The organism is Gordonia tangerina, from assembly GCF_021556435.1.
Taxonomy (GTDB): domain Bacteria; phylum Actinomycetota; class Actinomycetes; order Mycobacteriales; family Mycobacteriaceae; genus Gordonia; species Gordonia tangerina.
On the sequence record NZ_JAKGCU010000002.1, the window covers coordinates 153,455 to 167,603 of the forward strand.

Annotated in this window: 14 protein-coding genes; 6 read left to right on the forward strand and 8 right to left on the reverse strand. The window is 68.2% G+C overall.

All coding sequences use genetic code 11. From position 1 onward, the window contains the following. Positions 1-10: 10 nt before the first annotated feature. Complete coding sequence (hemE, locus tag L1892_RS03905) at positions 11-1,078, reverse strand: uroporphyrinogen decarboxylase (RefSeq protein WP_235722136.1); 1,068 nt, start codon at positions 1,076-1,078, stop codon at positions 11-13. A 68-nt stretch (positions 1,079-1,146) separates the two neighbouring features. On the opposite strand from hemE, the gene L1892_RS03910 reads away from it, so the two are divergent. Then, on the forward strand, positions 1,147-1,767 hold the full coding sequence (locus L1892_RS03910) for a DUF3000 domain-containing protein (protein WP_235722137.1): 621 nt from the start codon (positions 1,147-1,149) through the stop codon (positions 1,765-1,767). A gap of 16 nt (positions 1,768-1,783) precedes the next feature. Then, complete coding sequence (locus L1892_RS03915) at positions 1,784-3,088, forward strand: HRDC domain-containing protein (protein ID WP_235722138.1); 1,305 nt, start codon at positions 1,784-1,786, stop codon at positions 3,086-3,088. A 21-nt stretch (positions 3,089-3,109) separates the two neighbouring features. Here L1892_RS03915 and dxs read toward each other — a convergent pair whose 3' ends face one another. From dxs to L1892_RS03930, 3 genes are all read right to left on the reverse strand, one after another. Continuing rightward, positions 3,110-5,101 carry a 1-deoxy-D-xylulose-5-phosphate synthase gene (dxs, locus tag L1892_RS03920; RefSeq protein WP_235722373.1) on the reverse strand — a complete coding sequence of 664 codons (1,992 nt, stop codon included), beginning with the start codon at positions 5,099-5,101 and terminating at the stop codon, positions 3,110-3,112. 173 nt (positions 5,102-5,274) lie between these two features. After that, complete coding sequence (locus tag L1892_RS03925; RefSeq protein ID WP_235722139.1) at positions 5,275-6,594, reverse strand: class I SAM-dependent RNA methyltransferase; 1,320 nt, start codon at positions 6,592-6,594, stop codon at positions 5,275-5,277. 7 nt (positions 6,595-6,601) lie between these two features. Beyond that, the gene (locus L1892_RS03930; protein WP_235722140.1) at positions 6,602-8,614 is read right to left on the reverse strand and encodes an APC family permease; all 2,013 of its coding nucleotides are present in this window, start codon (positions 8,612-8,614) and stop codon (positions 6,602-6,604) included. Between the two features lie 176 nt (positions 8,615-8,790). Here L1892_RS03930 and L1892_RS03935 point away from each other — a divergent pair, with 176 nt between their 5' ends. Continuing rightward, entirely contained in the window at positions 8,791-9,456 is a 666-nt protein-coding gene (locus L1892_RS03935) for a potassium channel family protein (RefSeq protein WP_235722374.1), read from the forward strand. A 20-nt stretch (positions 9,457-9,476) separates the two neighbouring features. Further along, positions 9,477-10,139 carry a potassium channel family protein gene (locus L1892_RS03940; RefSeq protein WP_235722141.1) on the forward strand — a complete coding sequence of 221 codons (663 nt, stop codon included), beginning with the start codon at positions 9,477-9,479 and terminating at the stop codon, positions 10,137-10,139. A 27-nt stretch (positions 10,140-10,166) separates the two neighbouring features. On the opposite strand, the gene L1892_RS03945 is transcribed toward L1892_RS03940, so the two are convergent. After that, positions 10,167-10,874 (reverse strand): DUF3159 domain-containing protein, encoded by a 708-nt coding sequence (locus L1892_RS03945; RefSeq protein ID WP_235722142.1) that lies wholly within the window; start codon positions 10,872-10,874, stop codon positions 10,167-10,169. Then, positions 10,871-11,248, reverse strand: a complete 378-nt coding sequence (locus tag L1892_RS03950) for an OB-fold nucleic acid binding domain-containing protein (protein ID WP_235722143.1) — start codon at positions 11,246-11,248, stop codon at positions 10,871-10,873. The genes L1892_RS03945 and L1892_RS03950 overlap by 4 nt, the downstream gene beginning before the upstream one ends. Before the next feature lie 136 nt (positions 11,249-11,384). Here L1892_RS03950 and L1892_RS03955 point away from each other — a divergent pair, with 136 nt between their 5' ends. Then, positions 11,385-12,095: an alpha/beta hydrolase gene (locus L1892_RS03955; RefSeq protein ID WP_235722144.1), complete on the forward strand. Its 711-nt coding sequence runs from the start codon at positions 11,385-11,387 to the stop codon at positions 12,093-12,095. Between the two features lie 29 nt (positions 12,096-12,124). Here the strand turns inward: L1892_RS03955 and L1892_RS03960 are convergent, their stop codons facing one another. Beyond that, complete coding sequence (locus tag L1892_RS03960; protein WP_235722145.1) at positions 12,125-12,880, reverse strand: DUF3710 domain-containing protein; 756 nt, start codon at positions 12,878-12,880, stop codon at positions 12,125-12,127. A 5-nt stretch (positions 12,881-12,885) separates the two neighbouring features. Further along, entirely contained in the window at positions 12,886-13,419 is a 534-nt protein-coding gene (gene dut, locus L1892_RS03965; protein ID WP_235722146.1) for a dUTP diphosphatase, read from the reverse strand. Between the two features lie 43 nt (positions 13,420-13,462). Between dut and L1892_RS03970 the strand changes: the two genes are divergently transcribed. Beyond that, positions 13,463-14,047, forward strand: coding sequence for a DUF3093 domain-containing protein (locus tag L1892_RS03970; protein WP_235722147.1), 585 nt, complete (start codon positions 13,463-13,465; stop codon positions 14,045-14,047). Positions 14,048-14,149 lie beyond the last annotated feature (102 nt).

Genomic DNA, 14,149 nt, shown 5'->3' on the forward strand with positions numbered 1-14,149 from the left:
GCGTCGGGCATCAGAGGCTGTGGACGAGCTCGACCGCGCGGGTGATCACATCGGGGTCGGTACTCGGCAACACGCCGTGGCCCAGGTTGAAGATGTGCCCGGTCGCGCCCGCGCGCACCGCGCGGTCCCCGTCGGCGACGACTCTGCGGACCTCACGTTCCACCACGTCAGACCCCGCGAACATCAACGTCGGGTCGAGATTGCCCTGAACCGCCTTGCCCGGGCCGACGCGGCGTACCGCTTCGTCGAGCGGCACGCGCCAGTCGACGCCGATCACATCGGCCCCGGCCTCGGCCATGGCTCCGAGCAACTCGCCAGTGCCCACTCCGAAGTGGATGCGCGGCACGTCGTGGTCGGCGACCTCGGCGAAGACGCGGGAACTGTGGGGGGCGACGTAGGTCTGATAATCGGCGAGTGACAGCATGCCCGCCCACGAGTCGAACAGCTGCAGTGCGTCGATCCCGGCATCGAGTTGGACCCGCAGGAAGGTGATCGTGATGTCGGCCAGACGCCCCATCAGTGCGTGCCAGGTCTCCGGATCGCCGTGCATGAGTGCCTTGGTGCGCTCGTAGTGCCGGCTCGGACCACCTTCGATCAGGTACGAGGCCAACGTGAACGGCGCACCGGCGAAACCGATGAGGGCGGCCTTGTCCGGCAGTTCGTCGAGAATCAGCTCGATCGCATGCGCGATGGCACCCACCGAGTGCTCCTCGAGCCGCGGCAGATTCGCCACGTCGGCGGCGTCCCTCACCGGGTTGGCGATCACCGGTCCGGTACCGGCGACGATGTCGAGATCGATGCCGGCCGCCTTCAACGGCACCACGATGTCGGAGAACAGGATGGCCGCATCCACATCGTGTCGACGGACCGGCTGCATGGTGATCTCGCAGACCAGTGCCGGGTCGAAGCAGGACTCCAGCATGCCGTGGTCGGCGCGGATGGCTCGGTACTCCGGCAGCGATCGACCCGCCTGCCGCATGAACCACACCGGCCGACGTTCCGGGGAGGCGCCGCGGGCCGCGGCGACCAGTGGGAGATCGTGTGCGCGACGGGCGCGGGAACGTGTTGTCTCGGACATCGCCTCTACTCTGCCACGTCTCGGCGCGCCTCCTACCACCGTGGGGCCACCGGACCTACCGTCGAGGCGTGACCTCTTCGGGAGCTCCGACGGAGCCTGCTGACTTCCGCGCCGCGGTGTCGTCATTGCATGCCGCGCGGATCCGACCGGAAATCGAGGTCGGACCGATCCGTCCGCCACAACGTCTCGCCCCGTACAGCTACGCGGTCGGTGCCGAGGTACGTAGCGCCGGCGACGCCGACGACGTACCGGTGGATTCCACGGGTAGCTCGTTCGGGCGGCTGATCCTGCTCTACGACCCCGCCGGCCAGGAAGCCTGGAACGGGACCATGCGGATGGTCGCCTACGTGCAGGCCGAGGTGGAGGCCGCGCTGGCGATGGACCCGCTGCTGCCGGAGGTGGCATGGAGCTGGCTGTCCGACGCGCTCGGCGTTCCGACCGGTGAGACCTCCGGGCACGCGCCGGCGAGCGGGGTGGCGGTGACCGCACTCGGCGGCACGGTGACCTCCACCACCTCGGTTCGCTACGGCGACATCGCGGGACCGCCGCGCGCCCACCAACTCGAGCTGCGCGCCTCATGGACCGCGGGGGGTCTGGAACTGGCCGGACACCTCGAGGCGTTCTGCGAGGTGTTGTCGTCGGCCGCCGGTCTGCCACCCTCGGGTGTCACCGAACTGGGCCCGGCCTGATTCGGTGGCGGGTCCGATGACGAGCGGCGACGAGACGACCGGACCCTCTGATCCGACACCACCGGAGGCGGTGACCGAACCCCTCCTCCGTCCGGCCGAGGGCGTGCCGCCTGTGCTGACCAGCGCCGCCGAGTTCGCTGCGGCTGCCGAGTCCATCGCCGCCGCACATGGGCCGATCGCGGTGGACACCGAGCGCGCCTCCGGCTATCGCTACTCCCAACGGGCCTACCTGATCCAGATCCGCCGCACCGGTGCGGGCACCTTTCTGCTCGACCCGATCGAGGAGCCTGCCGCGCTGGCGCCGGTCATCGAAGCGCTGGACGGACCCGAGTGGGTCCTGCATGCCGCCGACCAGGACCTGCCCTGTCTGCGCGAGGTCGGCTTCGTCTGCCGCGAGCTCTACGACACCGAGTTGGCCGGACGCCTACTCGGCCTGAGCAAGGTGAATCTCGCCGCGATGGTGGCCGAGTTTCTCGGCCTCGGGCTCGTGAAGGGCCATGGCGCCGCCGATTGGTCGCGGCGACCGCTCCCCGCAGACTGGCTGAACTATGCCGCACTCGACGTGGAGGTCCTCGTCGAGCTGCGCGACGCGATGGATGCCGCCCTCGCCGCCGCCGGAAAGGACCAGTGGGCGCGCGAGGAGTTCCGGTTCGTGCTGGAGCGGCCACCTGCTCCCCCACGTCCCGACCGCTGGCGCAAGACGTCGAACATCCACACGATCAAGAACGTCCGGACCCTGGCCGCGATACGCGAACTGTGGACCGCTCGTGAGGAACTCGCGCAACGTCGAGACGTCGCACCCGGGCGGGTACTGCCCGATTCGGCCATCGTCACCGCCGCCACCGCCAACCCCACGTCACAAGCGGAACTCACGCGCCTGCCCGTGTTCGGGGGTCCCCGCCAACGCCGCCAGGCCCACATCTGGCTGCGCGCGCTGGACCGGGCCCGGGAGCTCGCTGATGCCGACCTGCCGCCGCGCCGGTCCCCGACGACCGGACTTCCGCCGATCAATCGGTGGGATCAGCGCAATCCCGACGCGGCGGCGCGGGCCGCGCGGGTACGTCCCGTGATCCGAGAGATCGCCGAAGCGCACCAGGTGCCGACGGAAAACCTGCTCGCCCCCGAGGTGGTGCGGCAGTTGTGCTGGGAGGGTGTACCTCTGCCGGCCACCGCCGGGTCGGTTGCTGCCCGCCAGGCTGACGAGGGAGCCCGTCGATGGCAACGCGATCTGACCGCAGCTGCGATCGCAGAGGCACTCAACAGCGTCGACGCCGAGCCCTCCGCCACGAACCAGACCCCCGACGCCGAACGCCGCGACTGAAACACTCGGCCTCTGGCGGCGTCAGCCCTCGGCCTCGGGGGCGGCCGACACATCCGACTGGGACAGCTCGGATCCGGACAGCTCGGACTCGTCCAACTCGCTATCGGCCGAGTCCCTCGCCGAGTGCATCTCGGCGACGGTCGCGGTGATGGTGCGCGCGAGATCCTGGGCGGTGAGACCGAAACCGGACAGCAGTTGTCCGCGGGAGGCATGTTCGACGAACCGTTGCGGAATGCCCCGGTGATGCACCGGGACCGCGACGCCCGCGTCGGACAACGCGTCACTGACCGCCGACCCGACTCCGCCGCGCACACCGCTGTCCTCGAGAGTCACCACCAGTCGATGACGTCGGGCGAGATCGGCGATCGACCCCGGGACCGGTAGCACCCAGCGCGGGTCCACGACAGTTGCGTCGATGCCCTGCCGTCCGAGCCGCTGCGCAGTGTCCACCGCGAGACCGCAGAAGGCACCGACCGCGACGATGAGCACATCCCCGGCCGCCGCACCGACACCCGGCGCCACCCGATGCAGCACGTCAACGCCGTCTTCAAGGCGCTCGACCGCCCGGATATCTTCGGGCACAGCGCCTTTGGAGAATCGCACGGCGGTCGGGCCGTCGCTGACCGCGAGGGCTTCGGCAAATTCCTCGCGCAGCCGCACGGCGTCGCGCGGCGCGGCGACCCGCAGGCCGGGCACCAACGACATCAAGGACAGATCCCACATGCCGTGATGGCTCGGGCCGTCGGGTCCGGTGATACCGGAGCGGTCCAGCACCAGGGTCACCGGCAGCTTCAGCAGCGCCACATCCATCAGCAACTGGTCGAAGGCGCGGTTGAGGAACGTGGAGTAGATCGCGACGACCGGATGGAGCCCACCGAGCGCCAACCCCGCGGCCGAGGTCATCGCATGCTGCTCGGCGATCCCGACATCGAACATCCGGTCAGGGAACTTCTCGCCGAACGGCGTCAGACCGGTGGGACCGGGCATGGCCGCGGTGATCGCGACGATGTCGTCGCGGCGCGAGCCGGCCTCGATCAACGCCGCGGAGAACACCGAGGTCCAGTCCTGTGGCGACACGCTGGTGGCGCGTCCGGTCCGCGGATCGATGATCCCGGTTGAGTGCATCTGGTCGGCTTCGTGGTTCTCGGCGGGCGCATACCCCATCCCCTTGCGGGTGACGGTGTGCACGATGACCGGGGCACCGAATGCCTTGGCCTGCCCGAACGCCGACTCCAGTGCCGCGATGTCATGACCGTCGACCGGGCCGACGTACTTGATGCCCAGGTCGGTGAACATGGCCTGCGGGGAGAGCAGATCTTTGAGGCCGCTTTTCATCCCGTGCAGTACCGCGTACGCGGGTTCGCCGACCACCGGCAACTGCTTGACCGCGCGACGACTCTCGTCGAGGAAACGCTCGTAGGCCGGCTCCAGCCGCAACCCGGACAGGTGGCGGGCCAACCCGCCGATGGTGGGGGCATAGGACCGGCCGTTGTCGTTGACCACGATCACCACCGGTCGGTCGCCACCGGCGATGTTGTTCAACGCTTCCCAGCACATACCGCCGGTCAGCGCGCCGTCGCCGACGACGGCCACCACGGTCCGGCCAGCAGAGCCGGTCAACTCGAAGGATTTGGAAAGGCCGTCGGCGTAGGACAGTGCCGCCGACGCATGTGAGGACTCGACCCAGTCGTGCTCGCTCTCGGCGCGCTCCTGGTAGCCGGTGAGTCCGCCCTGCTGGCGCAGCCCGTCGAAACCGTCCTGCCGGCCGGTGACGATCTTGTGGACATAGCTCTGATGTCCGGTGTCGAAGATGACCGGGTCGCGGGGGGACTCGAACACGCGGTGCAGCGCCAACGTCAGTTCCACGACCCCGAGATTGGGGCCGAGGTGCCCGCCGGTCGCGGACACCTTGTCGATGAGGAACGCCCGGATCTCGGCGGCCAGAGTGGTCATGTCCTCCGGCGACAGCGCCTGCAGATCGGTCGGCGAACCGATCTTCTCGAGCACGCCCATCGAGTCCTCCATCACATCCGTCGATTCAGATCAGCACGCCGGGCTGATGGCGTGCGTTCCATCGGGCGCTGTGGCCTCGATGGCTTTCCCGACAGTCTACGGACCGGACCCGGATCGTCGGATTCACGCCGACCGCCGCGCGCCCGTCGGATTGATCACACGCGGGTGGCGCGTCACCGTCGGCGATGTGCGGGCACCAAGGCGGCGATGGCCTCGACGTGATGGGTCAACGGGAACGCGTCGAACGCCCTGATCTCCTGCACTCGATATCCCTGGTCACCGAAGAGGGCCAGATCGCGAGCGAATCGCCCGATGTCGCATCCCACGTGCACGATCACATCCGGATCGGCATCGGCGACCACACCGATCACTGCCGCGCCGGCACCGGTGCGCGGCGGGTCCAGGATCACCACGTCGGGGGTCGGCAGTTGCGCGGCCACCGCCGCCACCTCACCGCGATGCACCTCGACGATGCCGTCGTCGAAGGTGGCCTCGGCAGCAGCGAGGGCGGCCGCGTCGGAATCCACGACATGCACCGTGGCCACCGACCCGAGGTCGGCCCGGCCTGCCACATCGATCATCGCTCCCGCCAACACACCGGCCCCGCCGTACAGATCCCACACGACACCGTCCCCGCAACCGCCCGCCGCTGCGACCAGGTCCACGACCGTCTGCCCGTACGTCGCGGGGGCGGCGCGGTGGGCCTGCCAGAAACCGGTCACGGGGATCTGCCAGATCCGGTCGCCGACACGATGTGGCGCGGTGGCCAAACCCTCGACCACGCGTTGCGCGCGGGGCTGCTCACGCCGCCGCCGCGTCGCCTGCGCCGCGCCGCGGGCACCACGGCGTGCACGCCGCACCGGCCGGGGAGGGGCGATTTCGATGATGTGGCGCCCACCGTCCATATCGGCGACGATCGCGAGGTCACCGCCCGGGGTCAGCTCGAGATCGTCGAGTCCGGCGAGCATCCCGGCCTCCGGGGCCGCACACGAATGGCCGGCGACGATGCCCGAGCCGTGCCGGGCGTGCATGCCCGCGCGGCCGGCGGAATCGATGCCGAGACGGGTCCGTACCCGCCAGCCGGTGCCGCTGTCACCCAGACCGGTCACCGGTGTGGACGCGATGCCGAGGTCGTCGAGCGCGTCAGCGCCGAATCCGCCGATCCGACCCAACGCGTCCCGCACGACCTGTGCCTTCAGGTCACGCGCATGCTCGACCGAAACGAACGCGAGGTCACAACATCCGGCACCGTGTCGGGCGGCATCACAGATCGGCTCGACCCGGAAGGGCGAGGGTTCGATGATCTCAACGACCTCGGCTCGAACGAAGCGCTCCCGGCTGTCGTCGACGATCCGAGCCCGGACCAGTTCACCCGGGATCGCATCCCGGACGAAGACGACCCGACCGTCGAGTCGACCGACCGCCTCGCCACCGTTGGCCGGACGGTCGGGCCGCAGCACGATCTCGCGGGCATCGTCGTCGGTTGTGCTCACCGTGCTGTCACTGGTCGTCGAGGTCGCTGCCCAGGGCCCGGCGCGTGTCCCCCGGCGCCGAGTACTCGAGGTCACGATTCTTGAGTCGGATCGACGAGTTGAGCTGCCACGGCACAGACGTGACCATGACGCCCGGTTCGAACAGCAACCGTGTCTTGAGGCGCAGCGCCGACTGGTTGTGCAGGATCTGCTCCCACCAATGCCCGACCACGTATTCGGGAATGAAGACGGTGATCACGTCGCGCGGCGATTCGCGACGCACCCGACGTACATAGTCGATGACCGGGCGGGTGACCTCCCGGTACGGAGACGCAATCACCTTCAGCGGCACCGAGACCTCACTCGCCTCCCACTGCGATACCAGCTTGCGTGTATCGCGGTCGTCGACGTTGACGGTGATCGCCTCCAGGACGTCGGGTCGCGTTGCCCGGGCGTAGAGCACGGCGCGACGGGTGGCCAGATGCAGCGTGGAGACCAGCACGATCGAGTGGGTGCGGCTGGGCAGCACCGAATCCTCGTCGGCCCGCTCGAGTTCGCGCTGCACGGTCGAATAGTGCAGGTGGATCAGCTTCATCAAGACGAACAACACCACCATCGCGAGGATCGCGATCCAGGCGCCCTGGGTGAACTTGGTCACCAGCACCACCACCAACACGGTCGCCGTCATCACCAGGCCGACAGCGTTGATTACCCGCGACCGCTGCATCCGGTGGCGCGCATGCGGGTCGGTCTCGGTCCGCAGGTGACGTGTCCAATGTCGGACCATGCCCGTCTGGCTGAGCGTGAACGAGACGAACACCCCGACGATGTAGAGCTGGATCAGCGACGTGACCTGCGCGCCGAACGCGATCACGAAGACCATCGCGGCGACCGCGAGGAACACGATGCCGTTGCTGAAAGCGAGCCGATCACCGCGGGTGTGCAGCTGACGCGGCAGGTACCGGTCCTGCGCGAGCACCGAGCCGAGCACGGGGAACCCGTTGAATGCAGTGTTGGCGGCCAAGATCAGGATCAGTGCGGTGACGGTCGCGACGAAGTAGAAGCCCGGCGTGAACGAGTCGAACACCGCATGTGCCAGCTGGGCGATCATCGCCTTCTGCTGATACCCCTCCGGGGCGCCGATGAGATCCTGCTCCGGGTTCTCGACGTACTTGGCGCCGATCTGCTGGGCGAGCAGGACGATACCCATCAGCAGCGTGATGGAAAAAGCTCCGAGCAGCAGCAGTGTGGTCGCCGCGTTGCGGGACTTGGGTTTCCGGAAGGCCGGAACGCCGTTGCTGATGGCCTCCACGCCGGTCAATGCGGCACATCCGGAGGAGAACGCCCGGGCGATCAGGAACACGAAAGCGATACCGACGAGGTGGCTGTCCTCGGCGCGGATCTCGAAATCGGCCGTCTCGGACTGGATGTCCTCACCCAGCACGAAGATCTCCAGGAATCCCCAGATCAGCATCGCGGAGACACCGAAGATGAAGGCGTAGGTGGGGATCGCGAGTACTGCCCCCGATTCCTTGATCCCGCGCAGGTTGACCGCGGCGAGCAACGCGATCGCGGCGACACTGAACCACACCTTGTGTTCGGAGACGAACGGGATGGCCGAGCCCACGTTCTCGGCGGCCGACGCGATCGACACCGCGACGGTGAGCACATAGTCGACCAGCAGCGCGCTGCCCACGGTGAGTCCGGCGTTGGGACCGAGGTTGACCGTCGCCACCTCGTAGTCACCGCCACCGGACGGATAGGCGTGCACGTTCTGCCGGTAGCTGGCCACCACCACGATCATCACGACGGCGACCGCTACTGCCACCCACGGGGTGAAGACCAGACCACTGAGTCCGGCGATGGACAGCACCAGGAAGATCTCCTGCGGTGCGTAGGCCACCGAAGACATCGCGTCGGAAGCGAACACCGGCAGCGCGATGCGCTTGGGCAGCAGGGTGTGACCCAGTTTGTCGCTGCGGAACGGGCGGCCGAGCAGAATCCGTTTGGTCGCTACGGACACCTTGGACACGGTGGACACCAGGCAACACTAGAGCGTGTAGTAGACAAAGGCCACAAGGGACCGGCCGCATCGATCCGGCCACCACGGATGTGTAACGTCGTCGCCCGACACGTCGGTGTGCGCGGTAGGTTCGATGGGTCCGTACCGCGCTTGCATCGTCGTCGCGGGATGTCCGCACAGTCGGAAGGGTGCACGTGCAGGTAGTCATCATGGGGTGCGGTCGCGTGGGTTCATCGCTGGCGATGGCCATGCAGAAGCGGGGCCACGACGTCGCGGTCATCGACCGTGACGAGTCGTCGTTCATCCGGCTGAGCCCGCAGTTCGTCGGCACCACCGTGGTGGGCGTCGGCTTCGACCGGGATGTACTGACGCGCGCGGGTATCGAGAAGGCCGACGCGTTCGCGGCGGTGTCCTCCGGGGACAACTCCAACATCATCTCCGCGCGTGTCGCGCGGGAGACCTTCGGGGTCGAACGCGTCGTCGCACGCATCTACGACGCCAAACGCGCGCAGGTCTACGAACGGCTCGGCATTCCCACCGTCGCCACCGTGCCGTGGACGACGGAGCGATTCGTCTCGGCGCTCGGCGAGACCTCCACCACCATCGAATGGCGAGATCCGTCGGGGTCGTTGGTCATCGCCGAACTCGAGGTCGACGAATCCTGGATCGGGGTGAAGGTCGGCAAGTTCCAGGAAGAGACCGGTGGGCGGATCGCCTTCCTGAACCGACTGGGGAACCCAATCCTTCCTGACGCGAAAACCGTTGTGCAGCAAGATGACCTCATCTATGCGGCGATCCCGACCGAGCAGCTCGATGCCGCTCGCGCCACTGCCCGGTCCCCGCGGATCACATCCGACTGACTCAGCTGAGGGAGAAGACGATGAAGGTTGCCATCGCCGGTGCGGGCGCGGTCGGGCGCTCGATCGCGCGGGAGTTGCTGGTCAACAGGCACGAGGTGACGCTGTTCGAACGCAAGTCGGCCCATATCGATCCCGGAGCCGTGCCCGACGCGAACTGGGTACAGGCCGATGCGTGCGAGCTCAGCAATCTCGAACGGGCCGAGCTGCAGACCTATGACGTGATGGTCGCGGCCACCGGCGACGACAAGGCGAACCTCGTGGTGAGCCTGCTCGCCAAGACCGAGTTCGCAGTCAATCGGGTGGTGGCACGTGTCAACGACCCCCGCAACGAGTGGTTGTTCGACGAGGACTGGGGCGTCGACGTCGCCGTCTCGACCCCCCGTATCCTGGCGTCCCTGGTCGAGGAGGCGGTGTCTGTCGGAGACCTGGTGCGTCTGATGACGTTTCGTCAGGGACAGGCCAACCTGGTGGAACTCACCTTGCCGGCCAACACACCGCTGGCGGGTAAACCCGTTCGCAAACTCGCGCTACCCCGCGACGCCGCACTCGTGACCATCCTGCGCGGCGGTCGGGTCATCGTGCCGCAGAACGACGACCCGATCGAGGGCGGCGACGAATTGGTTTTCATCGCTCCGGCCGAGGCGGAACCGGCGCTCTACGAAGCGATGCGCCTGGGTAACTGAACCGATCGAGGAGACCCGGCGCCGGGGTCAGTGCCAGCCGGTGTCGGTCTCGGCGACTTCGGGATCGGACTGCTCGTCGGCCACGATCCGATCCTCCTCCTTGCTCGCGCGGCGCACCAGCAGCACCGTCGCCAGCACCGCCAGCGCGGTCAGCGGCCATCCCATCGCGATCCGGGAGACCGCAAGCCAGCCGGTGCTGCCGTGATCGTAGAGTTCGGATTGCGTCAGATATCGGGCGGCGAAGACCAGTGCCCAGAAGGCCGTTGCGAGATCGTAGGCACGCAAGGTCTTGCGGTGTCGGCGCCAGTCCATACCCTCGCCGCTGATGAGATTCCAGATCACACCCACCAACGGCCACCGCACCAGGATCGACCCCACGAACACGATCGCGTAGGCCAGCGTGGTCCAGATGCCGAACAGGAAGTAACCCTTGGCGTCGCCGGTCCGGTAGGCGATGAACACACAGATCGCGACCCCGATCAGACCGGAGATCGCCGGGTTCAAGGGTTCGCGGCGGAGTAGCCGGATCACGAACACGGCCAGCGCCGCGATGAGCGCCGCAACGATCGCCGCCGTGAGTCCCCACGCGGAGTTGACGGGCACGAAGACGACGATGGGCACCGTCGAATAGATCAGCCCGGATACGCCACCCATCTGTTCCAGCACAGACGGGCGAACATCGGATTCGGGTGCGCCACCGAGTGTGGGTTCCGACGGGTCTGGCGACGACGTCATTCGTCGTCGGGGCCCTGGAGTTCGTAATACGGGTTGTAGATGAGCTTGGTGCCGTCATGTTCGGCCAGTCGGCCCCGCACAGTGATCTTGCGGCCCGGTTCGATCCCCGGGATCCGATTGCGACCGAGCCATTTGAGCATCACGGTGTCCGACCCGTCGAAGAACTCCGCTTTGACGCCGACCTTTGCCGCACGTGAGCAGGTCTCCACTGACCGCAATTCGCCGTGCATCGTTACCTCGTCGCCACGACAGCACTCCGCGGCGCGCTGGGCGCCGGAGGCACGCGACTCCTCGGCGATCTCCACGGCGTCGGCGTCGCCGAGATCTTCGGTCAGCCTGCGGGTCAACCGCTTCAGGTAGCCGGTGGTAGGCATCGCACCCTCCCCTTGGGTGACGCGTCTCTCGTCGAGACATTGGTGAAACATTGTGGGGCGGATTCGCCGACCCTGCTTACAGTCGCCAGCGTAATCCCGTCCGTACTCTGGGTACAACGTCGGGCATGATCATGACATGCCCGCGACACGCCCGCCGGTTCGCCCGGTTGCGCAGAAGCTCGTGGCCATTCCCGGAGCCGGTTCGGACGCCGATTTCGTCCACCGGGCATTCGGCCCCGCCGCCGCTCGATGCGGATTGACACTGGTGGCGCTCGAACCCTCGACCGACCTCGTGGACGGACATCTCCGACGCCTCGACGAGGTGGCGGCGACGTCGGGTCCGCTCGTGGTCGGTGGGGTGTCGATCGGCGCGGCGATCGCGCTGGCCTGGGCGTTAAACCACGACTGCGCGGGAGTGTGGGCGGCGTTGCCGGCATGGAGTGGGGACCCCCCAAAGGCTCCGGGGGCAGCGGGGGCGGCGGCCACGGCCGCGGCCCTGGCACGTGACGGTCTGGAGACGACGATCGCGGCGATGGCAGCGTCGAGCCCGCCCTGGCTGGCGACCGAGCTGAGCCGGTCATGGCGCGCGCTGCATCCGGCGCTCGGCGGCCATCTGACCCAGGCTGCGCAATTCCACGGGCCGACGATGACCGAGATCTCGACACTGTCGGCGCCGCTCGCGGTGACCGCGGCCGTCGATGACCCGGTTCACCCGCTGGCGGTCGGTCGCTCCTGGGTGCGCGCGGCACCGCGTGCGGTGCTGAACGAGGTGACCCTCGACGAGTGGGGCAACGATCCGTCGACGCTCGGCTTGCGCTGTGCTCGCGGGTGGCAAACGCTGCGCTGATCACGTCCGGGCACGGCGAATCGGGACGATCAGCCTCGCCGGTCGCGCCGGAGGCGCTGCATCGCCGAACCGGATGAGCGCGGCATCGGTTCGGGGTCGTCGGACTGCGGCTGCGCGATGTCGGGCGCAGACGATTGCGGAGCGGCGCCGGGCGTCGACTCACCCTGCGAGCCGGCCTCCTGTTGTTGCGCCATCTGCTCTTGTGCCGCAGCGACCTGCTCCGCCAGCACCGGCGGCAACACCACCGGCAGCGGGTCGCGCGGCGGAAACGGTTCCGTGCCGCGGCGCACCACCGACTCGGCCAGCACCGCGCGCGCCAACCTGCCCAGTTCATCGGCGCGGTCATCGGGTCCGCTGGCGACGCAGCGGACCATCCACCGCGGCCCGTCCACACCGAGGAAACGATGCACGCCGCCGGGCACGGTGGCGACCACCTCCCTACCCCAGTGGCCATCCTCAACCGCCACCGACGCACCCTCGTCACGCAGCGACTCGGCGAGCTCGCGCACCACTTCGCGCCACAGGCCCGGTGATTTCGGTGCCGCGAAGGCGCTGACGTTTATGCGCCCATGTGGCGTCACCAGATAAACGGCTTCCGGCTGATGATCGGCCGACATCTCGACAGTCACCTGACCACCCTCGACCACCGGGACCAACACCGATCCGAGGTCGAGATGGGAGTTCCCGAGCTCCTCGGCCGGCGTCGTCAGCGCTTCGATGTCGTACGGCCCCTGGGCGGTGCCGATGCGCAGGTCGCCGTCGGTGTCATCGTCGTTGGCTGCCATGTCGTCTACTCCTCGATGTCACGTGTCGTCGGGTGATCCGATCCGCGGTCACCATCGGGTGCCGCCGCGGCCAGAATCGCGTGTCCACCGCTGGAACCGTGTCCGCCGAGTCCACGGCTGGTCTCGTCGAGCTCGTCTACCTCGACGAAGTCCGGTAACTCGACGCGCTGCACGAGCAACTGCGCGATCCGGTCTCCGCGGGTGATCACGATCGACTCGTCGGGGTCGAGGTTGATCAGGCACACCTTGATCTCGCCGCGGTAGCCGGCATCGATGGTGCCCGGGCTGTTGACGATGGACAGGCCGGCGCGTGCGGCGAGCCCAGACCGCGGATGGACCAGCCCGACCGTGCCGATCGGCAACGCCACCGCGATCCCGGTACCGACCAGCTGCCGCCGACCGGGCGGCAACTCGAGGTCGATCGTCGAACACAGGTCGACACCGGCGTCGCCGGCATGCGCGCGGGTGGGCACAGGAATGTCGGGGTCGAGTCGGCGGAGGGCGATCGGTTCGCTCGCGTCGCCCCGGTCGTTTGTCACGGTGGGAGAATTCGGCGCCACGAGGGCAGACTACGCTGGTCGCGTGACTCCCCCTGAAGCAGCTGATGATCCGGCCGGTCGTCCCTCCGGCGACGGCCCAGGTGAGTCGAGAAATGGCGCGCAGCACCCGGCGACAGAACGCCATCCGGCGTCGGACCGGTTCGCCGAACGCCTGAGGGTGCCCTGGTGGTGGTGGCTGGCCGCCGCCGTGGTGACCGGCGTCGTCGGCTACGAGATTCAGCTGTCCGCGCACCGGTCGGCGTGGAGTGTCGCAGGCTACGTCGTGGTGGGCGTGTTGTGTGCCTCGGTGCTGTGGTCGATGGGGCGGGTCTCGGTCCGGGTCACCGCCGAGCGGGAGCTACACGCCGGTCGGGCGCGCCTGCCGCGCGGCGTCATCGCACGCGGCGCAACCGTGCCGGCGACCGCCAAGAGTGCCGCACTCGGTCGACAACTGGATCCGGCCGCGTTTCTCATGCACCGCGCCTGGGTGAAGACGATGGTGTTGCTCGTGCTCGACGACCCGGACGACCCCACCCCGTACTGGCTGGTGTCCACGCGCGACCCGGCCGGACTGCTCGCCGCGCTCGACGTGCCGGACGCCGCCGCCGAGGCCGGTATCGCCGACTGACCCGGCGGGGATGAACAAGAGGGCGGGATAAACGACGGGGCGGGCCCAACTTCGGTCGACCCGCCCCATTCATTCTGGGTGCATTTGTGGTGCTGAGCCGCG

Excerpts from the sequence above, each read along its gene's own strand:
- hemE (WP_235722136.1), bottom strand. The coding sequence starts at position 1,078 with ATGTCCGAGACAACACGTTCCCGCGCCCGTCGCGCACACGATCTCCCA.
- L1892_RS03915 (WP_235722138.1), top strand. The coding sequence starts at position 1,784 with ATGACGAGCGGCGACGAGACGACCGGACCCTCTGATCCGACACCACCG.
- dxs (WP_235722373.1), bottom strand. The coding sequence starts at position 5,101 with ATGGGCGTGCTCGAGAAGATCGGTTCGCCGACCGATCTGCAGGCGCTG.
- L1892_RS03940 (WP_235722141.1), top strand. The coding sequence starts at position 9,477 with ATGAAGGTTGCCATCGCCGGTGCGGGCGCGGTCGGGCGCTCGATCGCG.
- L1892_RS03945 (WP_235722142.1), bottom strand. The coding sequence starts at position 10,874 with ATGACGTCGTCGCCAGACCCGTCGGAACCCACACTCGGTGGCGCACCC.
- L1892_RS03950 (WP_235722143.1), bottom strand. The coding sequence starts at position 11,248 with ATGCCTACCACCGGCTACCTGAAGCGGTTGACCCGCAGGCTGACCGAA.
- L1892_RS03955 (WP_235722144.1), top strand. The coding sequence starts at position 11,385 with ATGCCCGCGACACGCCCGCCGGTTCGCCCGGTTGCGCAGAAGCTCGTG.
- L1892_RS03960 (WP_235722145.1), bottom strand. The coding sequence starts at position 12,880 with ATGGCAGCCAACGACGATGACACCGACGGCGACCTGCGCATCGGCACC.